The 25032-nt window shown below is 65.6% G+C and carries 20 protein-coding genes and 1 pseudogene; 9 read left to right on the top strand and 12 right to left on the bottom strand.

The window, feature by feature from the left end; genetic code table 11:
• Positions 1 to 240: 240 nt before the first annotated feature.
• A complete protein-coding gene (locus OH799_RS03795; protein ID WP_406275760.1) occupies positions 241 to 2520 on the bottom strand; it encodes a molybdopterin-dependent oxidoreductase in 2280 nt (759 codons plus the stop codon).
• Positions 2521 to 2557: 37 nt separating this feature from the next.
• Positions 2558 to 3052: a nitroreductase family deazaflavin-dependent oxidoreductase gene (locus OH799_RS03790; RefSeq protein ID WP_406275757.1), complete on the bottom strand. Its 495-nt coding sequence runs from the start codon at positions 3050 to 3052 to the stop codon at positions 2558 to 2560.
• A gap of 783 nt (positions 3053 to 3835) precedes the next feature.
• On the opposite strand from OH799_RS03790, the gene OH799_RS03785 reads away from it, so the two are divergent.
• The 3 genes from OH799_RS03785 to OH799_RS03775 all read left to right on the top strand — a co-directional run bounded on the left by OH799_RS03785 (position 3836) and on the right by OH799_RS03775 (position 7362).
• Positions 3836 to 5161, top strand: coding sequence for a family 1 glycosylhydrolase (locus tag OH799_RS03785; protein WP_406275754.1), 1326 nt, complete (start codon positions 3836 to 3838; stop codon positions 5159 to 5161).
• A gap of 397 nt (positions 5162 to 5558) precedes the next feature.
• Complete coding sequence (locus OH799_RS03780) at positions 5559 to 6671, top strand: Tn3 family transposase (RefSeq protein ID WP_406275751.1); 1113 nt, start codon at positions 5559 to 5561, stop codon at positions 6669 to 6671.
• Positions 6664 to 7362, top strand: coding sequence for a tyrosine-type recombinase/integrase (locus OH799_RS03775; protein ID WP_406275748.1), 699 nt, complete (start codon positions 6664 to 6666; stop codon positions 7360 to 7362). The genes OH799_RS03780 and OH799_RS03775 overlap by 8 nt, the downstream gene beginning before the upstream one ends.
• 1 nt (position 7363) lies before the next feature.
• Here OH799_RS03775 and OH799_RS03770 read toward each other — a convergent pair.
• Positions 7364 to 7956, bottom strand: a pseudogene (locus OH799_RS03770) (recombinase family protein); the annotation flags it as partial.
• Between the two features lie 180 nt (positions 7957 to 8136).
• On the opposite strand from OH799_RS03770, the gene OH799_RS03765 reads away from it, so the two are divergent.
• Complete coding sequence (locus OH799_RS03765; protein ID WP_406275745.1) at positions 8137 to 8562, top strand: hypothetical protein; 426 nt, start codon at positions 8137 to 8139, stop codon at positions 8560 to 8562.
• A gap of 171 nt (positions 8563 to 8733) precedes the next feature.
• On the opposite strand, the gene OH799_RS03760 is transcribed toward OH799_RS03765, so the two are convergent.
• Complete coding sequence (locus tag OH799_RS03760; RefSeq protein WP_406275742.1) at positions 8734 to 10107, bottom strand: FAD-dependent monooxygenase; 1374 nt, start codon at positions 10105 to 10107, stop codon at positions 8734 to 8736.
• Between the two features lie 34 nt (positions 10108 to 10141).
• On the opposite strand from OH799_RS03760, the gene OH799_RS03755 reads away from it, so the two are divergent.
• Positions 10142 to 10828 carry a TetR/AcrR family transcriptional regulator gene (locus OH799_RS03755; protein WP_406275739.1) on the top strand — a complete coding sequence of 229 codons (687 nt, stop codon included), beginning with the start codon at positions 10142 to 10144 and terminating at the stop codon, positions 10826 to 10828.
• Between the two features lie 141 nt (positions 10829 to 10969).
• Here the strand turns inward: OH799_RS03755 and OH799_RS03750 are convergent, their stop codons facing one another.
• Together OH799_RS03750 and OH799_RS03745 are read right to left on the bottom strand one after the other, a co-directional pair.
• Positions 10970 to 11260: a hypothetical protein gene (locus OH799_RS03750; RefSeq protein WP_406275736.1), complete on the bottom strand. Its 291-nt coding sequence runs from the start codon at positions 11258 to 11260 to the stop codon at positions 10970 to 10972.
• A gap of 87 nt (positions 11261 to 11347) precedes the next feature.
• Positions 11348 to 11566: a DUF4158 domain-containing protein gene (locus tag OH799_RS03745; RefSeq protein WP_406275733.1), complete on the bottom strand. Its 219-nt coding sequence runs from the start codon at positions 11564 to 11566 to the stop codon at positions 11348 to 11350.
• 391 nt (positions 11567 to 11957) lie between these two features.
• Between OH799_RS03745 and OH799_RS03740 the strand changes: the two genes are divergently transcribed.
• Both OH799_RS03740 and OH799_RS03735 read left to right on the top strand, forming a co-directional pair.
• A complete protein-coding gene (locus tag OH799_RS03740; protein ID WP_406275730.1) occupies positions 11958 to 12677 on the top strand; it encodes an SDR family oxidoreductase in 720 nt (239 codons plus the stop codon).
• Between the two features lie 310 nt (positions 12678 to 12987).
• Positions 12988 to 13182 carry a hypothetical protein gene (locus tag OH799_RS03735; RefSeq protein ID WP_406275727.1) on the top strand — a complete coding sequence of 65 codons (195 nt, stop codon included), beginning with the start codon at positions 12988 to 12990 and terminating at the stop codon, positions 13180 to 13182.
• A 10-nt stretch (positions 13183 to 13192) separates the two neighbouring features.
• On the opposite strand, the gene OH799_RS03730 is transcribed toward OH799_RS03735, so the two are convergent.
• The gene (locus OH799_RS03730) at positions 13193 to 14182 is read right to left on the bottom strand and encodes an NAD(P)H-dependent flavin oxidoreductase (RefSeq protein ID WP_406281775.1); all 990 of its coding nucleotides are present in this window, start codon (positions 14180 to 14182) and stop codon (positions 13193 to 13195) included.
• A 64-nt stretch (positions 14183 to 14246) separates the two neighbouring features.
• On the bottom strand, positions 14247 to 14945 hold the full coding sequence (locus tag OH799_RS03725; protein WP_406275724.1) for a TetR/AcrR family transcriptional regulator: 699 nt from the start codon (positions 14943 to 14945) through the stop codon (positions 14247 to 14249).
• A 238-nt stretch (positions 14946 to 15183) separates the two neighbouring features.
• On the opposite strand from OH799_RS03725, the gene OH799_RS03720 reads away from it, so the two are divergent.
• Positions 15184 to 16905, top strand: coding sequence for a GMC oxidoreductase (locus OH799_RS03720; RefSeq protein ID WP_406275721.1), 1722 nt, complete (start codon positions 15184 to 15186; stop codon positions 16903 to 16905).
• Positions 16906 to 17310: 405 nt separating this feature from the next.
• Entirely contained in the window at positions 17311 to 18876 is a 1566-nt protein-coding gene (locus OH799_RS03715) for a serine hydrolase (RefSeq protein WP_406281772.1), read from the top strand.
• Between the two features lie 491 nt (positions 18877 to 19367).
• On the opposite strand, the gene OH799_RS03710 is transcribed toward OH799_RS03715, so the two are convergent.
• From OH799_RS03710 to OH799_RS03695, 4 genes are all read right to left on the bottom strand, one after another.
• Positions 19368 to 20852, bottom strand: a complete 1485-nt coding sequence (locus OH799_RS03710; RefSeq protein WP_406281769.1) for an aldehyde dehydrogenase family protein — start codon at positions 20850 to 20852, stop codon at positions 19368 to 19370.
• A 522-nt stretch (positions 20853 to 21374) separates the two neighbouring features.
• The gene (locus tag OH799_RS03705; RefSeq protein ID WP_406275718.1) at positions 21375 to 22904 is read right to left on the bottom strand and encodes a GMC family oxidoreductase; all 1530 of its coding nucleotides are present in this window, start codon (positions 22902 to 22904) and stop codon (positions 21375 to 21377) included.
• 136 nt (positions 22905 to 23040) lie between these two features.
• Positions 23041 to 23241: a ferredoxin gene (locus tag OH799_RS03700; RefSeq protein WP_357265046.1), complete on the bottom strand. Its 201-nt coding sequence runs from the start codon at positions 23239 to 23241 to the stop codon at positions 23041 to 23043.
• A complete protein-coding gene (locus OH799_RS03695) occupies positions 23238 to 24479 on the bottom strand; it encodes a cytochrome P450 (protein WP_406275714.1) in 1242 nt (413 codons plus the stop codon). Before OH799_RS03695 ends, OH799_RS03700 begins: the two co-directional genes overlap by 4 nt.
• Between the last annotated feature and the right edge of the window lie 553 nt (positions 24480 to 25032).

The following is a 25032-nucleotide window of genomic DNA, read 5'->3' as shown; positions in this document are numbered from 1 at the left end:
GGCGACCTGAAGGCGCTGCCCGGGCCGAACTGCATCACTGTCCGAGTAGCGGGTCACCAGCTGACGCCGACACCCACCGAACGCGCGGCACCCGCCACGAAGCATCGCGACCTCTACATCGCCAATGTTCGGATCCGGCAATTTACGGGTCGCGATCGAACTGCGTTCGATGCTCTCGATGCCCGGATGTGACGTCGTGCGAAGTTCGAGCCGATCTCCGACGCTCGACCGCTCCGCCTGCTACTCGGTCGCAGGCGGGTGGCTGACCGCCAAGTCCGGCACCGCACCCGCATACCGTTCGATCTCCACCAGTGTGAGCTGCCCTGTGCAGCCTTGACTGAGGGTGGAGGTGGGCCGGTCGGCGGTCAGCGCGTTCGGGTTGCCGTGACGGCAGAACGTCGGATCGTCCGGATCGGGGTCATACCACGCGCCGGTGGACAACTGTGCGATACCCACCCGCACCGAGTCATCGACCACGAGCCCGGCCAGACAGCTGCCGCGACCGTTGAAGATCCGAACGATCTCGCCCTCGTGCAGGCCGCGAGCCGCGATGTCTACCGGATGCAACCGGACCGGTTCTCGCCCAGCGACTTTCGACGACTGGCTGTGCGCGCCGACATCCAACTGGCTGTGCAACCTGGTGCGCGGCTGGTTGGCCACCAATTGCAGCGGGAACCGTGCGGCAGCCGGACCACCGAGCCATTCCTCGGGCTCCAACCACACCGGGTGCCCAGGGCAGTCAGCGTAGCCGAAGCCGTCGATAGTCTCGGAAAAAATCTCGATCTTCCCGCTCGGCGTCGTGAGCGGAAACCGGTCCGGGGCGGCGCGGAACTCCGCACCCAGCACCTGGTCCGGATCGGGCACCGGAAGCTCGAGGCTCTCGCTGGCCCAGAATGCATCGAAGTCCGGCAGGACGTGTCCCGCGACGGACTGGACCAGCCGCCACTCCTCGTACAGATGCCGCAACCAGTCGCCCGCGGAACGCCCCTCGGTGAATTCCTCACCGAAGCCCAATCTTTCGGCCATCTCGGCGAACATCCAGTAGTCGTCGCGCGCGCCGGCGTGCGGCCGGGTAAGTGCCCGCATCGGGAAGAACACTCGGTCGGCCTCCCCGACGCCGTAGTCGTCCCGCTCGATCGACATGGTCGACGGCAATACGATGTCGGCGTGACGCGCGGTGGCCGTCCAGAACGCATCGTGCACCACCACGGTGTCCGGGCGCGCGAACGCCGCACGCAGCCGGGCCAGATTCTGGTGGTGATGAAACGGATTTCCGCCGGCCCAGTACACCAGCCGGATATCTGGGTAGACCAGATCGATGCCGTTGTACTGGAAGGACAGACCGGGATTCAGCAGCATGTCGGCGATTCGCGCGACCGGGATGAAGGTCTCGATACCATTGCGCCCCTGCGGAAATCGCGGCACCGGAATACGCGCTGGCTCACCAAGACTCGCAGCAGACCCGTAGCCGTGCCCGAAACCACCACCCGGAAGACCGATCTGCCCCAGCATCGCCGCAAGCACCACCCCCAGCCACAGCGGTTGCTCGCCGTACTGTGCGCGCTGCAGCGACCAGCTCACCGTCACCAACGTCCGCGCGGCGGCCATCTCGCGCGCCAACATTCGGATACGGTCGGCGGGCACGCCGGTGATCGCAGCGGCCCACTGCGGATCCTTCACGATTCCATCCGCCGCACCGCACAGGTAATCAGCGAACCGGTCGTAGCCGACGGTGTATCTGTGCAGAAACTCGTTGTCCGCCAATCCCTCCGCGTCCAGAACCTGCGCCAGCGCCAGCATCAGCGCCGCGTCGCTACCCGGAAGCGGAGCGATCCACTCGGCCTCGCCTTCCTGCGAGGTGTCGTCGCGCAGCGGACTGATCGACACAAAGCGGCAGCCCCGCGCCCGCGCCGCGGCGATCCAGGTCCGCGCGTTGTGCCGGGACACCCCGCCCGGCGACACGGCCGCGTTCTTCGGCGACAAGCCGCCGAACGCGACGACCAGTTCGGAGTGCTCAGCCAGCACGGTTTTGGCCGTCGCACGCTGCATCACCCAGCCGATGTCGCCGATCACGTGCGGCAGCAACACCGTAGCGGCGCCCAAGCTGTAGCTGTTCGCATGCCGGACATAGCCGCCGAGACAATTGAGGAACCTGTGCAGCTGGCTCTGCGCGTGATGAAACCGCCCCGCGCTTGCCCAGCCGTACGATCCGCCGTACACCGCCTCCGCACCGTGCTCGCCGTAAACCCGGCCGAGCTCACCAGCCAGCAGATCCAACGCCCTCTCCCACGCCACCGGGACGAACCGGTCCGAACCTCGCGGCGCCGCGCCCGGCCCGTTCTCGAGCCATCCCCGGCGCACATACGGTTGGTCGATTCGCGTCGGATGATGTTGGGCCGAAGCGACATTCTCGATCAGCGGCATCGGCTCCGGGTCCCCGCGCCACGGCCGCACCGATGTCAGCCGCTCCCCATCGCTACTCGCCTCGAATGCGCCCCAGTGAGTCAGATGCGTGGTCACCGGTCAACCGTAGCCGCCCCACTGACAGCGGGCCGTTTCATTCCGCAGTGCTGTGAGGGAGGCGACGCAGCTCGAAGATTCGAAACAAGCGACCGCCAGAGAGTTCATACTCCATCTCGTAGCCGGGCCAGAACTCGACGGCCAGATCCCAGGCGCGCTTGCGATCGACACCGGTGATCTCGCGGACCGCGACCCGGAACTGCTCGCCCTTGCGCCGGACCGTGGCGGTTCCAGCGGCGCGCAGATTCACCGACCACACCGGGTGATCGGGACTTCCCCAGTTGGAACCGAGGATCAAGAAGTCCTCTCCGAGCGGGACGAACAGCAGCGAAGTTGTGCGTGGAATACCGGTCTTGTGTCCCGCGACGGTGACCTCGATCGAGGGCAGACCGGCCACATCGAGCACACCCATCCGGCCACCGGTCGCGCGCCGAATCAGCCGCTCCAATGGCAGCACCACCGGCGCGCAGCGCATCACCCAGCGCTGCTGGGCAACGCGCCGGGCCAACCGAGGCAACGGATTCGGAACCATACTCGAATCCTGACACGCCCGGGCCCCGAGATGAATCGACAAGCCGGGAGCGAGGGCCATCTCACATGGGCCGCGGCGGACAGCGCCGAGCCGCGGGGACGGCGATGCGCACCGGCCGGAACTCATGACTCAGACGACGGCGATCGCCGCACACATCCCAAAGGCGCAACGGCCTGCAGCGCGACGCGGGCATTGGCTACACGGTCCCATTTCTCCTGGAGCGCGCGGGCGTTCGGCTGCGTCGGTTCGCGCCGGCGCCGTCGCGGTCGCGTTGACTGGCTTGGCAACCCGCACGTAGACGGCGAGTCAGGCCACCAAGGCCCCCACCTCGCATACAACGGCCCCCGCCCGAGGCTTCAAACTTTTCCACGCGCTGGTCGTCGGGCAAACGGCTTGCTCCGGAATCGGCGCCTCCTCTTCGATGCGAGCAAGGGGGGTGACGTGAGATTTGCACTGACTGGATCGGCGGAAGTGTTGGGAATACATGTTTAAATGCTAATATCTACGTAACTACATGTAGATTACGGTGGTCGATTCCCTAGGACCCCGCCCGTCAACCGGCGCAGCAGCACCCCGCGGACGGCCCCCGTGCACAGCTTCTTTGCCCGAATTCCCACTCCCCTTCGCCGACGCCCACCTTTCCGCGCCCTCCCCTGCCCCGCTTCGACAAAAACGGACAATCGACCAGTTACCCTGTTCCCCGTGGTACCCACCTCGAGTCGGTGCGCGTCGGCGTACCGGCGATCCACGAGCGCCCGTCACCCCTCTCGGAACAGGACTTGGATGCGATCACGCCGTCGCCATGTCGTGGCCGCGCTCACGGCTGCCGCTGCGGCATTCGTCATGGGTGGCACCGCGCCGGCCGCCGCCCGACCCGTACCTCCGGCCCAGGTCACGCCGATGGGCGCGGATTTCCTCTGGGGCGTGGCCGCATCCGGCTACCAGTCGGAAGGGCACGCGCCCGACAGCAACTGGTCCCGCTATGTCACGTCCGGGACGACGGAGGACCCGTACGTCGATTCGGTCGAATTCTTCACAAAGACTGATGCCGATGTTGCGCTCGCAGCCAGCCTCGGGGTACAGGTCTACCGGATCAGCATCGAGTGGGCCAGGATCCAACCCAGCGCTGGCGTCTGGGACGAGGCTGGTCTCAGATTTTATGACCACGTGATCAATTCGATCACCGCGGCGGGCATGCGACCGATGCTGACCATCGACCACTGGGTCTACCCCGGCTGGGAAGTCGACCGCGGCGGCTGGGGCAGCCCGAACATCCTCGAGGATTGGCTGGCAAACGCACGCACCGTCGTCGACCGCTTCGCCCACAGCAACCCACTCTGGGTGACCTTCAACGAGCCCGCCTTCTACACCGTCAACGAACTGCGGCACGGCGGCATCTCCCCCACCGCCGCGCCCGCCATGCTCGACCGGATCGCCCAAGCACACAACAGCATCTACGACTACATCCACAGCATGCAGCCCGGCGCCCAGGTCACCAGCAACGTCGCCTACATCCCCGGCGGTGAAGACCTCGTGAACGGACCGCTGGTCAGCAAGATCAGCGCGAAATTGGACTACATCGGTATCGACTACTACTACGGGCTCTCCCCGGAAACCCTCCTCGCCGGCCCCCCGGACTTCCAGAAGCTCTGGACACAGGCCCTGCATCCCGAAGGCATCTACTATGCACTGCAACACTACTCACGCATCTTCCCTGGCAAACCGCTCTACATAGTCGAAAACGGCATGCCAACAGAGAACGGCGAACCCCGCGCGGACGGCTACACCCGCGCCGACAACCTCCGCGACACCGTCTACTGGCTCCAACGCGCCAGGGCCGACGGCATCAACCTCATCGGCTACAACTACTGGAGCCTTACCGACAACTACGAATGGGGCTCCTACACACCGCGATTCGGCCTCTACACCGTCGACGTACTCACCGATCCCACCCTTACACGCAAACCCACCGACGCCGTCCTCGCCTACACCACCATCACCCACAACGGCGGGGTCCCCGCCGGCTACCGCCCCACCCGCATTCCCAAATCTTGCTCTTTCGTCGACGCCGCTGCGAGTTGCACCGACCCAGTCACAGTGCCCGAGTAGACAAACCGAACATTCACCAAGTTCTGGACACCGCTGCCACTCGCCACACATATGACTGTCATCGATGCGGCCGGGCACAACCGACAGCGAGCCACCCGGCTCGGGGGTGCCGGTAAGAATCGTGTCACCAACGGCAAATCAGCATTCCGGATGTGCGGGGCTGTTTGCGGTGTAGCTTGCGGCCGTGGCTCGGGAGTTGGATCAGAAGAGCTGATCGACCGCTGGACGCTCGTCGGTGACAAGTTGGAGTTGGTGGCTGGCAAGCGCGGCGCAACCAAGCTCGGATTTGCTGTGATGCTGCGGTTTTACACCGAGCGAGGGCGTTTCCGTGCGGCTGGGCCGAAATCCCGGACAACGCGGTCGAGAACCATAGTACCGTGACTTTTCAAGCCATCCGGTGACCTCGGTCGCGGATCGGGGATTCATCCCTGAGGACGTGTTGGCCGAACGGCTCCTGCTGGGGATCTACGCCTACGGAACCAACACCGGCATCCGGTCGGTCGCCGGTGGCGACCACGGCCACAGTGAGGAGGATATCCGCTATGTGCGCCGCCGCTATGTGCGCCGCCGCTATCTGACGGCGGAGGCCGCGCGGCAGATCGGCATCGAGATCGCCAACGCCACCTTCCAGGTGCGCAGTGCGAGCGTGTGGGGCGAGGGCTCGACGGCGGTCGCGTCGGATTCGACGCATTTCGGGTCGTGGGACCAGAACATCTTCACCGAGTGGCATTCCCGCTACAGCGGGCGTGCCGTGCTGATCTACTGGAGCGTGGAGAAGGGATCGGTGGTGATCCACTCGAAGCGGATCAACTGCTCCGCCAGCGCGGTTCACGCGATGGTCGAAGGAGCGGTCCGTCACGGTACCGAGATGACCGTGGAATCGAACTATGTGGACAGTCACGGCCAGTCCGAAATCGGGTTCGGTGTCACGAAATTGCTGGGTTTCGACCTGCTGCCGCGGATCAAGCGGATCAACAAGTGCAAGCTGTATCGACCGGCCGCCGGGGAGGCGGATCTGTGGCCGGAGTTGCGGCCGGCGCTGACGCGACCGATCCGCTGGGAGTTGATCGCCCAACAGTACGACCAGATGGTGAAGTACGCGACCGCGATCCGTACCGGAACCGCGTCGACCGAGGCCATCCTGCGGCGGTTCATGAAGGCCAACGCCAACCACCCCACCTACCAAGCGATGATCGAACTCGGGAGGGCACAGAACACCATCTTTCTATCAGTTACGTGGAATCCGACCGTGGGACAGATGATTTCCCACGGCAGCGACCACGAACTGAGGAGATGCATTGGGCGGCACGGTGGTGCTGGAGAAGTGGCCGGTCCTGGGCCGGCACGAACGAGCGGCCGAATGGTTGCTGGTGTGGACCGATCTCGGGCGGGCACCGCGCACGATCGACGCCTACGCCTGCGGGCTCGCCGAGTATCTGGCCGTGTGCGAGTGGGAAGGCGTCGACTCTGTCACGGCGAACCACGCACATATCGCCGTCTACGTGCGTGAACTGACCGAGCGGCCCAGCCGTTGGGGTGCGAACGTCGTGTCGATCGATTCCGGCGCTGGTCTCGCGAACGCCACGATTCAGCAGCGCCTGGTGCCTGTGCGGCTGTACTACGACTACCTCATGGAGGAGGGCCTGCGAGAGTCGAATCCGGTTGGCCGGGGCCGCTATACGCCAGGCAGAAGCCGTGGTGGGCATGATCGCGGTCTCGTGCCCCGGCTGACGAAGCTGCCGGGGATTCCCGCCGAACAGCAGTGGCTCGAGATCCTGTCGGTGGCGGCCGCAGAGCCGATCCGCAACCGCGTGATGCTCGCGCTGGCCTACGACGCCGCTCTGCGGCGGGAGGAGTTGTGCTCGCTGCGCACCGACGACCTCGATCCGGCCCACAGGACCCTGCGAGTACGGGCGGAGACAACGAAGAACCGGCTGGAACGAGTGGTGCCCTACTCGGCGCCGACCGGTGTGCTGCTGTCGGGGTATCTGGCCCACCGGGCGAATATCAGCCGAGCCCGTGGCCGGTTATTCCTGTCGGAATCACGCCGCAACCGCGCGCAGCCGCTGACCTTGTGGACCTGGTCGAAGGTCGTGCGCCGGATCGCGCTGAGGGCCGGAGTTCCCCAGTTCTCGACTCACACGACTCGGCACCTGTGGTCTTCTGGCGTTCCAGGACCCGGTAGACCGTCGCCCGGCTGACGGAGAACAGTTCTGCGAGATCGGCGATGGTGTGCTCGCCGGATCGATGCTGCTGCAACAAGTGTGACTGCTGGCTGACCGACAGCTTGGGCTGCTTACCTTTCAGCTTGCCCTTGGCCTTCGCGACGGCCATCCCCTCGCGTGTCCTCATCCGCAGCAGGTCGACCTCGAATTCAGCGAAGGTGGCCAGGATGTTGAAAAACATCTTGCCATCGGGTCGGCGGGATCGTAGATGGTGCCGCCCAACGACAGCTTCACACCGCGTGCGACCAGGGAGTCACCGATCTCACGGGCGTCGGGCACCGAACGGGCGAGCCGGTCGAGTTTGGGGACGACCAGGGTGTCGCCGACGCGGACGGCCGCGAGAGCTTGGTCGAGACCTGGCCGGGTGCGGCGAATGCCGGTGAGGCCGTGGTCGAGGTAGATCCGGTCTTCTGCGACTCCGAGGCCACACAGCGTATGTCGCTGGGCAGTCAGGTCCTGCTCGTCGGTGGAGCAGCGAGCGTAGCCGATGAGAGTTGCGGTCACACGGGAAGCGTACGGTAGACCTCCCCTCAGCGGACAGATCAGCGGACACCCTAAATGAGACGGCATCTCGCCTGGTCGGCACATCCAGACAAAGGTTCTCCCGTGTGTCCGTTGGAGGTTCGGCTTACGGCCGCTGAGGTCGCGCGGTCTGCCGGGGCATTGCCGCTTTGCCCAAAGCCGCGATGCCCACCGGTGACACCGCATCGGTCTTCATGTACCTGGTGACACGATCCTTAACGGCACCCTATGAGCCGCGCCGACATCGCCGCCTTCCTCGTCTCCCAGCTCACAGACACCCGCTACCGCCTTCGGGACGCAGTGGACATTTTCAAGGCGACGATCACGGTCGAGAACACGCGGTCGACCTATGCGGCAGCGCTGGAAAAGCTGGTGGCAGATTTCGGGGCCGACACCGATGTCGCGTTGCTGGGCGAGGAGCCGCATCGGGTGAGTGGCTGGTTCACCTTCGTGTGGGGCGGCAAGGCGGCCAAGACCTTCAACATCCGGCTGACCGCGCTGGGCCGAGGACCGTGCGTCCACACCGGTGTTGATGAAATTGTCCGGCCATACCTCGGTTCGCAGCCTCGCCAAACACACTCGGGTGTCCGACGAGGGCTGTGCCGGTACCAGGCCGACAGCGACCCGGCCGCACGTCGGCGACCGTGCCGCTGAGCTCTAGGCCACGGCCGTAAGGCGCTCGGCTCGTTGATCTTCCGTAGGCACACGTCAGCCGCTTCGAACCGCGCGCGTTGCGGCAAAGTAGTGCGTTTGCTGGCGATGTTGATCTTCGAGACACTGCCGCGGCTGGTTCGAACGGCGCGGGCTGCGACAGCACAGGGCGTGCTAGCCGTACGAACGGCTCACGAAACCGTCAGGGCGGACCAGCACTGTCCCGTACAGCCAGCCATCCACGCGGTGCACCGGAATGTCGGCCTCCACGTCGGGATCGGCCGTGAGTACGCACCACTGCGATCCGACGAGATCTAGCGTGGACACCCCGTCGGCCACCCACATGTGCGGCAGGCGGGATCCCGGCGACCCGTCGAGGTCGAGGGCGACGTCCTCGGTGGACGGGAGTTCCGCGCCGCCGTACCGGTAGCCCATGTGCACCACCGGCGCGTTGATCGCCCCCGCTGCCTTGCGCGCCTCTGCCATGTCCTTTCCCCAGTGCAGGGACGGATCGTTGAACCGCAGGAGCGCCTGCTCCATCGTCATGAGGGCCACCGGATGGCGTTCGGCGTGATAAGTCTCCAGCAGCTCGGGTCCGGCCTCACCGCGCAGCACGTGCGCGAGCTTCCACGCCAAATTCTGCGCGTCGGCGACGCCGGCGTTCAACCCGAATGCGCCCAGTGGGGGGATCGCGTGCGCCGCGTCGCCCACCAGGAAGACCCGCCCGACGGAGAGCCGATCGGCCACCTGGCCGCGCCCCCGGAACCTCAGCACACTGCGGATCTCCACCTCGATCGACGGGTCGCCGAGCGCGGTGCGGATGAGGTCGGGAGTCGGCTCCGTGTCGACACGGGTGAGGAACACCCACTCGCGTTCGCCGTCGACGGTCACCAGCAGACCGGTCGCGTCCGGATGCTCGATATTGCACATTGCGAACGGCGTGCGCGGACGCAGATCAGCACCGAACAGAACACTCGTCGTCTCCTTACCGATCACACCGGGACCGGTGAGGCCGATGCCGAGGACCTGCCGAACCCGGCTGCGCACCCCGTCGGCCGCCACCAGATAGCGCGCCCGCACGACACGCCCGTCGGACAGGGTCGCCGTCACGCCGCCGGAGTCCTGCTCGAACGAGTCGAGCGCCACGCCGAACTCCACGTCGCCGGCCTTGGTGATCAGCACGCGGTCGAGCCGGTTCTGTGCGCAGGTGCCGCGGATCCGGGCCGGTGTGTAGGTGAGCTCGGCCGCGGTTTTCGTCCTCCACTCCTCGCTTTCGGTGAAGTCGGCCTCTGCGAGCGTGCGCCCTCTGATCTTCCCCGCCCGCAAGTCGACCGCGGCCTCGTTGACCGCTTGATCCAGGCCGACCTCGCGCAGGATCTCCACCGACCGCGACCCGATGCCGGTGGCCCTGGGGTGGGGCGACAGCTCCGGCTTCTCCTCGACGACGAGGGGCTTCACGCCGTGGTGGCGCAGCAGTACCGCGAGCGTCAGCCCGATGGATCCGCCGCCGGCGATCAAAACATCTATGGATACAGTGTGCCCGTTCATGGGCACACTGTATCCACTTCGGTAGACTCTGTCCATGTCGCTTATCTGGGAACGTGAGCCGTACCGGTCGAAAAGGCAGGTCCTGAGCGTGGAGCGCATCGTGGACGCGTCCGTCGCCATCGCCGATACCGAGGGGCTCGACGCGCTGTCGATGCGCCGCGTCGCCGCCGAGCTGTCGACCGGCACGACCTCGCTTTACCGCTACGTGGACAGCCGCGACGACCTGCTCGACCTCATGGCCGATGCGGTACAGGACGACCACGTGCCGCTGACGGGAGACTGGCGCGCCGACCTCGAGGCGTACGCCCACCACGAGCGCGAGCTGTGGCTGCGGCACACCTGGCTCGCCCCGCTGCTGGCCACCCGGCCATCGCTCGGCCCCAACTGGCTGCGCGGCCTGGAACACGCCCTCACCGCAGCCGCCCCGCTGACCTCCGACATCGCCGACGCGGCCTCGGCCGTCGGGCTGATCAGGGACTACGTGCGCGGCGCGGTCATGCGCGACCTCGCCGAGAAACAGACCCAGCGGCGCACCGGTCAGACCGAGGACCAGTGGCGCGCCGCCGTTGCCCCCTACATGCGCAAGGTCATCGAGAGCGGCGCATATCCCCGGGTTTCGCGCATGACCAAATCCGCCGACCTGAGCACGGCCGAACAGTTCTCATACGGGTTACGCCGCATCCTCACCGGGATCGCGGACTCTCAGCAGACGGCAAAGTGATCACGAATGCAGCGAGGCCGATCCCGCCCGAACGGGGGACCATCTACGCGACACACTGCATTCGGCATTACAGCTCACTTTGCTTGGCTACATCCATACTGCTGGGCGGGCCAGCCTGAGCGCCGCTACTGAGACCCCAAATCAGCGACGCGAGCGCTGGTGCCGACGACGTGGGTGAACGACACGGTGAACCCCGGATGCCAGCCCATCACCTTCAGCAGCATCTCCGGCAGGTCCACCCGCGGGATCATCGCGGGTGGACCTGCCGGAGCGGCGGCGCGGATCGATCAGGCTCGGCGGGTCCGGTACCGCCGACAACGCTGCCACGTGCAGTTTCCCGTCCTCGTCCACCGATGCCGGAGTGTCCTCGCGCAGCCGGGCGGCCAGTTCCCGGTAGGCGGCGGCGAGGCTTTGCGCCAGCTCACCCAGCACAGAGCGCGGGTTCTCGGGCAGGCCGAGCGTTCATACCGCTGCCGCGGGCTTGTTCCCACGCCATACCGGACAGCAGATGCGCGCGGGTCACCCCATTTCGAGGAGTGCTCGGCGAATACGTTGCGGTGCTCGAGATGCCGGTGAAACTGCTCCAGCAGGCACAGCGTGTATCCAGCGCGGTCCACCGTCTGCTCCGAGCTGGACACTGAACCCGAGGCGGTTGCTGTCGCGGCGCCGCTCAGGGATCAGCTTGCAGTCCTCGTCGTCCAGATGGAAGAACCACTCCCTTGCGGCCCCAAGGGACATACCGAGGACGCGGCAGCGGTGGTGGCATTCGCGCTGTCGGGCCAGGCAGGCTACCTCAACGTTTCCCAAGCCAGCCGAGGTCGACAATTCTCAGGTCTCGGCGGGACTTGCGCATGATGTGCCCGACATCGCCGGCGCAGGTTGCCGACCCAGCCTTGCGTACGTTTTGTCCCGTTCAGTGGGATGTCAGCCGGAGGCCGAGAGCAGCCGGGACCATACTTCGGGAGCTCATGCGCGCCACTGTTCGGCATCATCGGCGACTCCGCCGAAACAGTCGACTCGCGTGCGTGATCGGACATCACAAACGCCGGACACCGGCGACGGTACGACAGATCAAAGGAGATCCCATGGACCTGAAAACGAAGTTCAGGTTGTACCAATTCTCGGTGTGGTGCGGCATACTCGTCGCGATCGGGGCGGCGGCCGCTCCCTGGAGACCACGAGATACCCGGGACCGACCTCCGCCGACCTCGCCGAGACCGTTGCCCTGGTCGAGAAGCACGACCGCCGGATTGTCGCTCGCGAGGTCGACACCCGCGACTTCGACGCCCTCGCCGCCGCGGTCCGCGAGGGCGTCGTGGAGCTCGGCGGCCTTGATGTCGTCGTGGCTAATGCCGGCATGACCACGGCCGCCCCGACCTGGGAGATCGACGCCGACCACTGGCGCGAGAGCATCGACGTCAACCTCACCGGCGCGTTCCACACAGCGAAGGCGACCGTGCCGATCCTGCTCGAGCAGGGTCGCGGTGGCAGCATCGTGTTCACCGGGTCCGTCGCGGGCATTCGGGGCCTACCGTTCCTGGCTGCCTACGTCGCCGCCAAGCATGGCGTCGTCGGGCTGGCCAAGACGCTCGCGAACGAGCTCGCCGAGTACCGGATCAGGGTCAATACTGTGATCCCGCACGGCGTTTCGACCGATCTCCACGTCCCCGAGCTGTTCGAGTTGATGGAGTCGGCCCCGAACCAAAAACTGCTGTACATACCGGGCCTGCCCGAGGCCGTCAGTACCGTTGACGACATCGCCGCCGCAATCGCCTGGCTCGCCTCCGACGAAGCTCGCCACATCACCGGAATCCAGCTCCCCGTGGACCTCGGCCGGACCAACCGATGAGCCGCACGCACCGCTGACCTCGGCGATCCTCATCCAGCCGGCCCCGGCCGGGGTGGGGCGAGCGACCTCAGGCGCCGAGCAGCGTTCAGTTCCCCTTGCGGAGGTGACCGGTCACCACTGTCGTGGTGTAGCTGTTGTTGTCGGCGTAGCTATTCTCACGGATGAGATGAGGGCGGGCGCGAATGGCCCGATCGCGAAGGACTGCTCGTTCGTTGATGCCTGGCCGGCTGCGTCGGCCCGGTCACCGTGCCTCGGTGACGCGACGCCGTTACCGGCCGAACCAGGAGACACCACCGACAGGAGGCAAACGATGGCCGACAACTCCGTCGCGGTCCTGCGCCGCTGGCATGATTCCGGCGGTATCTGGCGCGTGGTCGGCCACCGATCCGGCGCGGTCACCGTCGCGCTCTACCCGTGTACCGGCGGCGAGGAAGTCGATCGCTTCACCTCCGCCGATCCAGACCTGATCGGTTTCCTCGGCGACCGGCACAGCAGCGAGGACTGATCGCAGCCGCTCACTCCTCGGCCGGGCGGCAAGTGATATGCGCGGTCGCGCCCGACCACAGCCGCTCGATCACTCGCGCAGCCGGTTCCACGGCGGTGACCATGCCGACGCCTTGCCCGGCGTCCACGGGCGCGACGTCGGGATCGTTCGCGGCGATCCCGGCGGCCAGCGCGTTCTTCGCCGACGGGTCCGCGGCGAGCATGCCCTCCCGCCCGTTCCAGCGCTCGGCGAACCCGTTGCGTAGCACTCGCGCGGGAAACCTTGCAGGCCAAGGCAATTCCATCCCGACGTCGAACGCGCGGGTGACCACCGTATCGTTGCTCCGCGCGGCTAGCAACGCTTGGCGACCCGCCTCCGACAGCAGTGATTCCGAGCAGGCTGCCAGGCAGGTGCCCAGCCACGCGCCGCTCGCTCCCGCAAGCAGCACCGCCGCCAGGTCCGACGACGAACCGATCCCACCGGCGGCGAGCACGGGAACCGACGCGACATCCAGCACCTCGTCCAGGAGTGGCAGCAGCGGCCTCGTCACCGCGCCATGTCCGCCACCTTCCATACCGCGTGCCACGAGAAGACCTACACCGGCGTCCTGCGCACACCGCGCGTCCTGCGCGCTATACACCTGGGTTGTCGGGACGATCCCCGCAGCCGTGACTCGGGCAACCCAGTCGAGGTCGACGCCGAAGCTCACCGAAATCAGCGCGGGCTGGGCAGCGATCGCGACGTTCAACAGCTCCGGCTGCGCGGCGACGACCCAGTCCACCAGACCGATGCCGAGCGGCCCGTCTATTCCGCGGACATGCGGCAGTTCTCGTTCCAGCGCTGCGACCGACCCGGTGCTGCCCATCCCGATCATGCCGAGCCCGCCGGCCGCGATCACCGCCGCCGCCAGCCGCCCGCCCGCCACCCCACCCATCGGCGCGTTGACCAGCGGAATGCGCAGACCCATCCGTCGCGACCATGCGGTCGCGGCACTCGGCTCGTCCGACGGAGATAGCTGCATTCCGAACTCTGTCACGTGCCCCATACCAACACACCGCGACAACGGGGTTCGGATCGGCGGTGGGTCAGCCGCGATAGCCGAGCATGTCCAGCAATGCGTCGAGCTGGAGTTCGAACAGTTCGTCGCGGTCGGCGAAGGTGTCGGTGCCGTACATGTCGAAGACGTCGGCGCTCACCACCCCGATCAGGCTGACCCAGAACGTCACGCCGCGGGCGACCAGCCAGTCCGGCAGGTCGAGCTGGAATTCGTCTCGGATACGCGCGAAATCACCTGCGAGCGGGGCGGATGGGCGTAGCTCACGATCGGGTGCGGCGAGCAGGTCCGCCTGGTGAGCGCGAGCGAACAGTGTCTGCATCGTGGCGATCACCCGGGTGCCTGGCGCGACGGTCTCAGCCGCCGGAGCGTCGTAGCCGGGCACTGGTGTGCCGAACAGCAATCCGTAGCGGGCGGGTTCGGCCAGCGCCCAGCGCCGGATGGTGCGGCCGACGATGCGCAGGTGTTCGATCGGATCGTCGGCATTGTCCGTCAGGCTGGCGTCGACCTCGTCGCCGAGCGCGTTGTAGCCGTCGATCACCAGCAGCGTGAGCAGTTCATCACGGCTGCGAACGTACCGGTAGACGGCCGAAGAGACCACTCCGAGGTCGCGGGCCACGGCACGCAGCGACAGCGCCGTGGCGCCATCGGTCGCCAGGTGTTCCCGTCCGATGCGGACGATGTCGTTCATGGTCTGGACCCTGGCGCGGGCGCGAGGTGTCGTCGGCATACCAGACACCTTGCACGCCTTCGAGAGCAATGTCAACCATTGTGAGCGCCGCTCTTGAACCGCCGAAGGCTGCTCGGCTAGCGCGGGAGGTAGCACCTTCACAGCAGTAGCGTGCAGCCCGGTCGGCGATCAGCTCGCTGTCGTGGCAAAAGATCCGAGGCGGAGCCACATTGCGAGGCGAAACCTACCCGGGAGTAACGTTAGCCGAGTCACTGGCGACACGATCGAGGAGTTTCACATGGACCAGCGGACGACGGATTTCGATGTGCTGATCGTCGGTTCCGGGTTCGGCGGCAGCGTCACCGCGCTCCGGCTGGTGGAGAAGGGCTACAAGGTCGGCGTGCTGGAAGCAGGCCGACGCTTCGCCGATAACGAGCTGCCCAAGACCAGCTGGGAGCTGAAAAAGTTCCTCTGGGCACCCGCCCTCGGCTGCTACGGAATCCAGCGGATCCACCCGCTGCGCAACGTCCTCATCCTCGGCGGCGCCGGTGTCGGAGGAGGCTCGCTGAACTATGCCAACACGCTGTACGTACCGCCGGAGCCGTTCTTCCAGGACGCGCAGTGGCGCGACATGACCGACTGGCGCGACGAGCTGACTCCGTACTATGCGCAGGCGCAGAAGATGCTCGGCGTGGTGCGCAACCCGCACATGACGCCCGCCGACAAGGTCTTCCAGGCAGTCGCCGACGACATGGGTGTCGGCGACACATTCGTGCAGACACCGGTCGGCGTGTTCTTCGGCGAACCGGGAAAGACCGTAGCGGACCCGTACTTCGGTGGCGTCGGCCCCGAGCGCACCGGCTGCGTCGAATGCGGCGACTGCATGGTGGGCTGCAAGTACGGCGCGAAGAACACCCTCGTGAAGAACTACCTGTATCTCGCCGAACAAGCCGGCGCCGAGGTGATTCCGATGACAACCGTCACCGCACTGCGCCCGCACCCCGACGGCACTTGGGACGTGTCCACCGCTCGCACCGGTGCGTGGGTCCGTAAGCGGCCGCAGACGCTGACCTCGGCGCATGTCGTGCTCGCCGCGGGGACCCGCGGTACCCAGAAGCTGCTGTTCGCTATGCGCGACAAGGGTGTGCTGCCGGACCTGTCCGATCGGCTCGGCGTGCTGACCCGCACCAACTCGGAGTCGATCGTCGGTGCGGCAACCAAGAAGGTCACCCCGGGCGTCGACTTCACCAAGGGTGTCGCGATCACCTCGTCGATCCATCCCACCTCCGACACCCACATCGAGCCGGTCCGCTACGGCAAGGGCTCCAACGCGATGGGCCTGCTGCAGACGCTGATGGTCGACGGCGGCGGCCACATCCCGCGCTGGCTGCGCTTTCTCGGCCTGGTGCTGCGGCATCCCATGAACCTGCTCAGCTTCCTGAGCACCAAGAACTGGAGCGAGCGGACCATCATTTCGCTGGTCATGCAGCACCTGGACAATTCGATCACGACCTACACCAAGCGTGGGGTGTTCGGCCGCAAGCTCACCAGCAAGCAGGGGCACGGCGAGCCGAATCCCACCTGGATTCCGATGGGCAACGAGGTGACCCGCCGGGTCGCCGAGAAGATCGGCGGCATCGCGGGCGGCAGCTGGGGCGAAATCTTCAATATCCCGCTCACGGCCCACTTCCTCGGCGGCGCGGTAATCGGGGCCGACGCGGAGCACGGCGTGATCGACGGCTACCACCGCGCATTCGGCTATCCGACGCTCAGCGTCGTCGACGGTGCGGCAGTCTCGGCCAACCTCGGTGTGAACCCGTCGCTGACCATAGCCGCCCAGGCCGAGCGGGCGGCGGCGTACTGGCCGAACAAGGGCGAGGTGGATGCCCGGCCACCGGTGGGCACCGGCTATCAGCGCATCGCCCCGATCGCCCCCGCCGAACCGGTGGTTCCGGTCAGTTCGCCTGCGGCGCTGTCACTTCCGATCGTCGAGATTCGGGAGACACCCGCCGCCGGATAGGACACTGACCGCCGGCGTTCCTCGGTGCGAAAACCCCACTGGACCGACCCACGCCGTGCACTCGGCAGTGGCCATGCGCGTACTACCTCGGGATCCTCAGGTTCGCATCGACGCGGGTCGCCGAGCACGGTATGGCCCAGAGCGTCCGTTGGACGCTCCGATACATGACCGGGAGCCGGCGTCCCAGAAGTCGGTCCCACCCGTCGCGGGTGTCGTTCCCCGTACGTCGCGCTGGGGCCCGTCTGCGTCTGCGATCCCGCCCGCTAGCTTTCCGCGCCGAGAGATATCGGAAACTTCCCGCGCAGCAACATCATCTCCACTAGTCTGAACTGGTCTTTTGTCGCTATGACAGCCAGGAGGCGACCTGTGAGCACACTACGGCGCGCACTGCTCGGTCCCGCGGTGATGGCGGCCGCCGCCGTTCTCACCGTTTCAGGCTGTAGCGGCGACCAGCGATCGGACTCCTCTTCCGGCGACGGCAGGCCGACCGGTTCCGCCTCGATGCCCAATCAGATTGCCGGAGTCCCCATCCCGGACGGACAGATCGGTGATGCGGTGGCCCAACTCGACCAACTCGCCGACGGCTTGCTGGCGTCCTCGGGCATCCCAGGAATGGCGGTCGCCGTCATCCATGGCGGAAAGATGATGTACAGCAAGGGGTTCGGCGTCCGCGACGTCGTCACCAAAGAAAAGGTGGACTCGGACACCGTTTTCCAGCTCGCGTCGATCTCCAAATCCGTCGGCGCGACGGTCGTCGCCCGCCGGATTGCCGCCGGGGGCGTCGCATGGGACACCCCGGTGCGCCGACTTCTGCCATCCTTCGTACTCGCCGACCCTTATGTCACCGATCACGTCACGATCGGCGACCTGTACTCCCACCGCTCCGGGCTGCCGGATCATGCGGGCGACCTACTGGAAGACTTGGGATACGATCGCCAGCAAGTGCTCGACCGGCTGCGCCTGCTGCCGCTCGGCCCCTTCCGGGACTCTTACGAGTACACCAATTTCGGGGTGACCGCGGCCGCGACCGCCGTGGCGGCGGCCGCGGGCACCGACTGGGAGACGCTGTCCCAGCAAACGATCTACGGTCCGCTCGGCATGGACTCGACCAGCTCGCGATACACCGACTTCGCGTCCCGCGCGAACCGCGCCGATGGCCATGTCCTCATCGACGGCAGGTATGAGGTGGCGAATCCACAACGCCAACCCGATGCGCAGTCCCCGGCAGGTGGGGTCAGCTCGTCGGTCGCCGATATGGCCAAGTGGATGGCTATGGTGCTCGCGAACGGCTCCGCGAACGGTCATGTTCTCGTGCCGCCTAACGAGCTGCTGCCCGCCATCTCGCCGCAGGCGGTGTCGGTGCCACCGAAAGCGCCGGACGCGCGGGCCGGATTCTACGGGTTCGGCTTCAACGTGAGCGACTCCGCTGCGGGCCGGGTCGTGCTCGGCCACTCCGGGGCGTTCAGTCTCGGCGCGGGAACCGCGTTCACGTTGATTCCCTCCGCTGACCTCGGCATCGTGACGTTGACCAACGCGGGGCCGATCGGGGTGCCCGAAACGCTGAACGCCGAGTTCGCCGACCTCGTCCAATTCGGGAAGATCCAGCAGGACTGGCGCGCCCGGTATCGCGAGGCGTTCAAACCACTCGCCGCACCGACCGGCGCACTGGCCGGCAAGCAGCCGCCCGCCGATGCCGCTCCCGCGCAACCCTTGCCGAGCTACGCGAGCACTTACGAGAATGCCTATTACGGCCCGGCGACGGTCACCGCCACCGACAACTCCCTGACCCTCGCCCTCGGCCCGAGGAACACGACCTTTCCACTGAAGCACTGGGACGGCAACACATTCGTCTTCACCCCGACGGGCGAGAACGCCAACCAGGGCACGATTTCCCAGGCGATCTTCGATAGCGGCAGGCTCACGCTGGAGTACTACGACAACGAACACCTCGGCGTTTTCACCCGGCCGTGAGAGGGCGCTTTCAGCCCGCACGTCGATCTGACGACGTCGCTCGAGCATCCCGGACCGGCTCCGCTACGGCACCAGTTCGACAACCGCACCCGCTGTGAGGATGCCGACGACGCGCAGGCATCAGGTACACCCACTCGGTCCGGGAACCGGACCGTTGTACGAGTCGCAGATCTCGGTAGGACACTCGCTGATCGTGTTGTCGCGTGGCTTCCCCCGCCAGACTTCACAATTGCGTACGATGGCTGCGCCGGGGACGTGGCGGCGTCTGCTCGGCAACGGGGAAGTGACCCGCCCGGACAACGCAACAGTACCGGGCGGGTCACACTTTCCACGGCCCGCGCCGCTGCGAGGCCTGCCGTCGACTGCGTTCGATCAGCAGGTCGACCAAGGGCGACAACCAACGAGAGCCATAAGCCGCCCAGGATGATCCGATCCCATGGTGTCCGTCGCCGTTGCCGCGGTTGTGAACTGCACGCCGTGATCGGACGGACTCAGACGGTGATGCCCGGCCCATGTCCGACCGGTACGCCGGAAACAATTTCTCTCGGCAGGTCGAGGGCGGGATCGACGGAGATCGTCTTCTGCAGCAGATACTCCTGCACCGCCCCGACGCCGTGCTCGCGCCCGAGTCCGGACTCTTTGTAACCACCAAAAGGAGACCCGAGATCCGCGGCGAATGTATTGACGGAGAAGGTTCCCGTCCGAATTTTCTTTGCGATGCCGAAACCGTGTGTCGAATCGGCAGTGAAGACGGACCCGGCCAGACCATAGCGGCTTTGATTGGCGATACGGATGGCATCCTCCTCACCCTTGTGCGCGATCAAAACGGCTACCGGCCCGAATATCTCGTTCTGCGCGATGTCCATGTCGTTGGTGACGTCCGTGACCAACGTCGGTTCGATGTACCAGCCTTCCGAGAGATGCGACGGTCGTCGGCCACCGGTGCGTATCGTTGCTCCTTGCTCAACGGCCCCGGCAAGATGAGCTTCGACTCGCTCCAGGTGCGACTTACTGATCACCGGTCCCACCACCGTGTCAGCGTCACGCGGATCGCCCACCTTCAGCGCTTCGAAAGCACGCGTGAATGCCTCGGCGTAGAACTCGTACTGTTCCTCGGGAACAAGAAACCGGGTCTGAGCGACGCAGCTCTGGCCGGAATTGGTGGCAACACTCGCTCCCACGAGAGTGGGAACGACAATCTCGGGATCGGCATCCGCCAGGACTATCGCCGCCGATTTTCCGCCGAGTTCCAAGACCACCGGTCGAATCAGTTCGCCGCACGTTGCGCCGATCTTCTTGCCGACTTCGGTGGATCCGGTGAAGCTCACCATGTCGACGCCGGGATGTCCGACGAGATACTCCGACTCGCCTGCTCGCGCCGCCACGATGTTGATGACTCCAGCGGGGAAATCGATCTCCTGCAACAGATTTCCGAGATTGAAGATCGCCAGCGGGTTCGGTTCCGTCGCTTTCACAACGACCGTGCATCCGGCGATCAGCGCGGGACCGATCTTCTGCGCTACGGCCGGAAGAGCGAAGTTATAGGCAGGAAATATCGCGACAACACCCACCGGCTCCTTGACCACCAGGCTTTTGCCCGCCATCGGAATGATGCCGACCGCATCCGCCGATCCCGCAAACGGGGACAGATCGCTGACACGGAGCTCACTGGTCTCCAGCGACTTTGCGACTTCGGCAGCATAATTCAGACTCATCACCGGCGCGACGGCCTGATAGACCCGCGAGAGCAGATGGCTGCAGCCCAGCTCGTCGGTGACCAGCTCGGCGAGTTCCTCCGCGTGTGCGGCGATCGCCGCCGCAAGGCGGACGAGATGCTCACCGCGCTGCACTGGAGTGAGATGCGGCCAATCGGAGTCGTCGAAACTCTGTCGGGCGGCGGCGACTGCCGCGTCGATATCCGCGTCGGTCGCGGCCGGCACCGAACCGATCGGCTTGCCGCTCGCGGGCGAAATCACCTCGAATCGGTCGTGTGAGGACGTCTTTCGCCAAGATCCCCCAATAAAGAATCCAGTGAATTCGCGGTTGATCACCCGAAACTCCTCTCACAGGCATGGCCATATAGTCGGCGCGTTGTTCGCCCACTTGAACCGAGTTGAACTCGGTTCGATTCCACTGTACCTCTGCAGTGATTCACTTCACAAGCAATTCCATTACTGAACTGACTTCAGTTTTAGACAATCTGCCGTAGCGCCCGCAGGCCGGTGACCAGCAACTTCGGCGGCGTCTCGCCCGCGCCATTCCCGGTATCGGCGCCTCGCCGAGTTGGGGATGACTCCCTTGCTACGACTGTGAGATTGAAGCTGGCGAGTGCGAGATAGACGGTCGACTCCCCAAGTCCTGAGCGGATACATCGGCATTGGCTTCGGCGCAATGCATCCGGAGGAGGAAGTCGCGGGCTGTTGACGCCGCTTCGACGCTCCGGGCCTGGTCGGGATAGTCATGCCCGTGCCCTTTCCCGTCCCGAATGCTCGGTCCGGCTAGGCGAAGGTGCCCTTGATGAAGTCCGCGCACCTTTCGGCGATCATCATCGTGGTGGTATTGGTGGGCACACCGACAATCGTTGGCATGACCGACGCGTCGGCGATGTACAGCGCATCGAGACCATGAACCTTGCAGTCCTGTCCCACAACCGCCCACGGACTGCCCCCGTCGCCCATCGATGCCGTGCCCACGGCGTGCGCGTATGTGTTCTTCGCTTCCAGGACTGCCTTGGTCAGTTGACCAGTCGTGACGACCGCCGGCCCTGGCCACAGCTCGTCGCCGACGTACTTCGCGAGTGGTCCGGAGTTCATCACCTGCCGCGTGAGTTCGACGCCCTGCACCAAACGGCGGAGATCATCGGGATGATGCAGGAGATTGAGCAGGATCCGCGGGTCTGTGTCGGGATCAGCAGATCTGATCTCGGTATATCCGATCGAGTACGGGCGAACCAGTCCGACGGCAACAAGAACCGAGCCGGATTCCAGGGTGAAGGGAATCACGTGTAGGTCGATGTCTGTTGAACTGCCCGGCCCTGCCGCACCCGTCGTCAAGACGACCTCCAATGGCGGCAGGAGCTCCCCGATGGCCTCCGCATCGCCGGAATAGGTCATGTACACCAACGGATGATCGCGGAGATTGCGGCCAACGCCTTCCAGCGGCACTTCAACCGAGATATCCAACTGCTCGAGCACCTCAGCCGGCCCGATTCCGGATCGCATCAGGATCGACGGCGTACCGATAGATCCCGCACACAGCACCACCAGATCCGCATCGAGGCGCTCGCCGTCGGCGAGCAGGACCGCACGCGGTCGTCCGTTCACAATCTCGAGCCGGTCGACATCAGCGCCGCCACGAACCGCAAGATTCTCGCGGTGGCGGGCAGCCGCGAGGTAGGTCACCGCGGCGCTCTGCCTGATTCCGTCCTTCTGGTTCAACGGGATCGGGCCGACGCCGAGCTGGCTTTCACCGTTGAGATCGTCGACCATCTGGTAGCCGAGGCTGACGGCCGACTCGACAAAGGCCGCCATGAACGGCCTCAGTCCGTCCCCTTCGCTCCATCGCTTGATCGGGACAGGTCCGTCGATGCCATGCAGTGGACCCCCGACAGGATCGTTCTCGAGTCGCTTCAGATACGGCAAGACCTCGTCCCACGACCACTTGTCCAAGCCAAGGCCTACCCACTGCTCGAAATCGCGCCGGGTCGGGCGCAGCGCGTTCGTGGCGTTGACCGAAGACGATCCACCCATCACCTTGCCGCGCAGAACCGGAAGTACTCCCTGCTCGACAATGGCGAAGGTAGGCGCATTGGCGGAGCCAGGGATGTGGTCGTCCGATACGTAGCCCCAGTCGTGTGACGTGAACCCGAAAGTGAAGGCGTCCTTCACGTGCTCATGGAGATCATCGACCGTCGGATAGTCGGGCCCCGCCTCGACGAGTACGACTTCGTTGTCTCGATCCTCGGACAGCCGCGCGGCCACGACACAACCACCGGAGCCACCTCCGACGACCACTATGCGTCTTTTCATTGCGTGCCTCCTCGAGGGGCGTCTGTCGGTGGTGTGGTCATTCGGAGGCGCATGCAGGGCTGGATTCGCGCGCCATCACGCAGCGGTCGAAAACATCGACTGCCCGCTGCTTTCCGCTCGCGGCCGAATCGACGAGTCACTGCGCGCTCAGGGTGATGGCCCCCTCGGGGCAGGTACCTTCCGCGTCGGCGGCCGCCTCCACCTGGTTGTCGGGCACCTCGATCGTCTGATCCCGTATCGTGACGTAGCCCTCCTCGTCGCAGGCGAGCAGGTCCGGAGCCATCGAATAACAGCGGCCGTGCCCAGTGCAGCTTGTGCCGTCGACCGTGATTCTCACGACTTCACCTCCCAGGCCAGCGGAAGCCGAGTCAGGGTCATCATCGCACCGCCGCCGCGCTCGGTCAGCTCGTCGTTGCCCGCGATGTGGAAGTCCGGGATCACCCGCAACCACTCCTCGACCGCGAGCTGCAGCTCGCGGCGCGCGAGATGGGCGCCCAGGCAGCGGTGGGGTCCGTTGGCGAAGCCCATATGTTGGTTGCGCTGGCGATCGATGAGGAACTCACCGGCCCGGTCGTAGACCCGCGGATCTCGGTTCGCTCCGGAGACGAGCGCGTAGACCATATCGCCCTGCTTCAGCTGAACGCCGTGAAACTCGATGTCGCGCGTCACCTTTCGGCCGTCGCCGAAGACGATCGTGTACAAGCGCAACACCTCCTCCACCGCGGACGGGATCAGCTCCGGCTCTTCGATCAGCTGCCGGCGATGCTCGGGGTGCGTCGCGAGGTGCCGGAACAGGTAGCCGAGCGTGCCGCGTGTCGTGTCGAGCCCCGCCAGCACGAGCACCGTGAGCATGTCCAGCATCTCGGCGTCGGCGAGCGGACGATCATCGAAGGTCGAGTGCAGCAGGTGCGTGGCGAGATCGCCCTCACGAGGCACCAGATCGGTGCGTCGCTCGGCCAAGGCGGCGACCCAGTACTCGCGGATACCGTCGAGCGCTTTCCCCATCGGCTCCAGACCGGCGGGGTCGCCGCTGAACCCGCCGAAGAAGTCCTCGACCCACGGCACGAAGAGGTCCGCGTCGCAAGGATCGATGCCGATTACGCTGAGGAACGCCTCGGTGGGAAAGCGCAGGGCGAACTCGCCGACGAAGTTGGACTCGCCCGAGGGGGCAACATCCTCGACGAGTCGGCGGCAAAGGCCGCGCATTGTCGGCTCCGCATCGTCGATTGCGTGCGGCGAGAACCACGCGTTCACGATCCGTCGGTACTTGATGTGATCAGGAGCGTCGATCTGCGTCGGTACGAAGCGATAGATCGGGTCCGGCTGCCAGGGCGTGATCGACTCGCTCGAGAACAGCTGCGGCGATTTGTAGATGTCGCGCACCGCGTCGTGGCGGGTGAACACCCAGTAGCCCTGGGCGAAGGTGTTGAAGAAGACCGGGCTCGTCTCGCGCAGTTCGTCCGCCACCGCCCAATGGCAGCCCGCCGCCTGCGGAGGAGCGAAGTCGCGATGCATCACCGGACATCCGCCCAGGTCTCGCTCGGGCGTCTCTGAATTGCTTGCGGTCTGCGTCATCGCGTCGTCTCCTCGGTCGGATCGATGTCAGCATACTGAACTGATTTCAGTTTTACTAGAAAACTGAAAGGTCGATCCGGTTTGTCAGTTCGACGTGTGCGACTCGGATCGGACATAGTCGGATCAGCCGACCTGAACCGCCGACCCACGAGCTGTCCCATGCGGCCAAATGCCCGCGATCGCGCGGCAACTGCGGTTTGGTCTGGGCAAGCGCGGGCACACAACCGCTCCCACCCCATCCGCTCACCCCGCAGCAGACCGCCGATGTCCTGATTCGAGACCCAACCGCGACGGCGAATACTTCACGAAACACCGGACGATGGCGTGCGACGACCAAACTCCGACAGCGAGCGCTTCTATCGCCGAGGCCGAACCCTTCTTTTGTCGACAGAAACGGCACACCGCCGCAGTCGCAATCAGAGCAGGCAATCCAGTGTGCTCCACAGGACCGAATATTTTCCGGCCGAATGCCGAATGCCGAATGCAATTGCCCGCCTGTCGAATTCGTCTCGCCGAAACCGACCTCGAGCGACGCGGCGATGGCCAGGGCCCT

Origin of the sequence: Nocardia sp. NBC_00881 (assembly GCF_045207455.1) — a bacterium.
In the GTDB taxonomy this organism is placed as follows: Bacteria; Actinomycetota; Actinomycetes; order Mycobacteriales; family Mycobacteriaceae; genus Nocardia.
This window is presented reverse-complemented; position numbering and strand designations above follow the sequence as displayed.

Bases quoted from the DNA above. Each gene is read 5' to 3' on its own strand.
- OH799_RS03790 (WP_406275757.1), bottom strand. From the start codon at position 3,052: ATGGTTCCGAATCCGTTGCCTCGGTTGGCCCGGCGCGTTGCCCAGCAG.
- OH799_RS03745 (WP_406275733.1), bottom strand. From the start codon at position 11,566: ATGTCCCTTGGGGCCGCAAGGGAGTGGTTCTTCCATCTGGACGACGAG.
- OH799_RS03755 (WP_406275739.1), top strand. From the start codon at position 10,142: ATGTCGCTTATCTGGGAACGTGAGCCGTACCGGTCGAAAAGGCAGGTC.
- OH799_RS03765 (WP_406275745.1), top strand. From the start codon at position 8,137: ATGAGCCGCGCCGACATCGCCGCCTTCCTCGTCTCCCAGCTCACAGAC.
- OH799_RS03760 (WP_406275742.1), bottom strand. From the start codon at position 10,107: ATGAACGGGCACACTGTATCCATAGATGTTTTGATCGCCGGCGGCGGA.
- OH799_RS03695 (WP_406275714.1), bottom strand. From the start codon at position 24,479: ATGACGCAGACCGCAAGCAATTCAGAGACGCCCGAGCGAGACCTGGGC.
- OH799_RS03730 (WP_406281775.1), bottom strand. From the start codon at position 14,182: ATGCAGCTATCTCCGTCGGACGAGCCGAGTGCCGCGACCGCATGGTCG.
- OH799_RS03785 (WP_406275754.1), top strand. From the start codon at position 3,836: ATGCGATCACGCCGTCGCCATGTCGTGGCCGCGCTCACGGCTGCCGCT.
- OH799_RS03705 (WP_406275718.1), bottom strand. From the start codon at position 22,904: ATGAAAAGACGCATAGTGGTCGTCGGAGGTGGCTCCGGTGGTTGTGTC.
- OH799_RS03720 (WP_406275721.1), top strand. From the start codon at position 15,184: ATGGACCAGCGGACGACGGATTTCGATGTGCTGATCGTCGGTTCCGGG.
- OH799_RS03715 (WP_406281772.1), top strand. From the start codon at position 17,311: ATGGCGGCCGCCGCCGTTCTCACCGTTTCAGGCTGTAGCGGCGACCAG.
- OH799_RS03735 (WP_406275727.1), top strand. From the start codon at position 12,988: ATGGCCGACAACTCCGTCGCGGTCCTGCGCCGCTGGCATGATTCCGGC.
- OH799_RS03725 (WP_406275724.1), bottom strand. From the start codon at position 14,945: ATGCCGACGACACCTCGCGCCCGCGCCAGGGTCCAGACCATGAACGAC.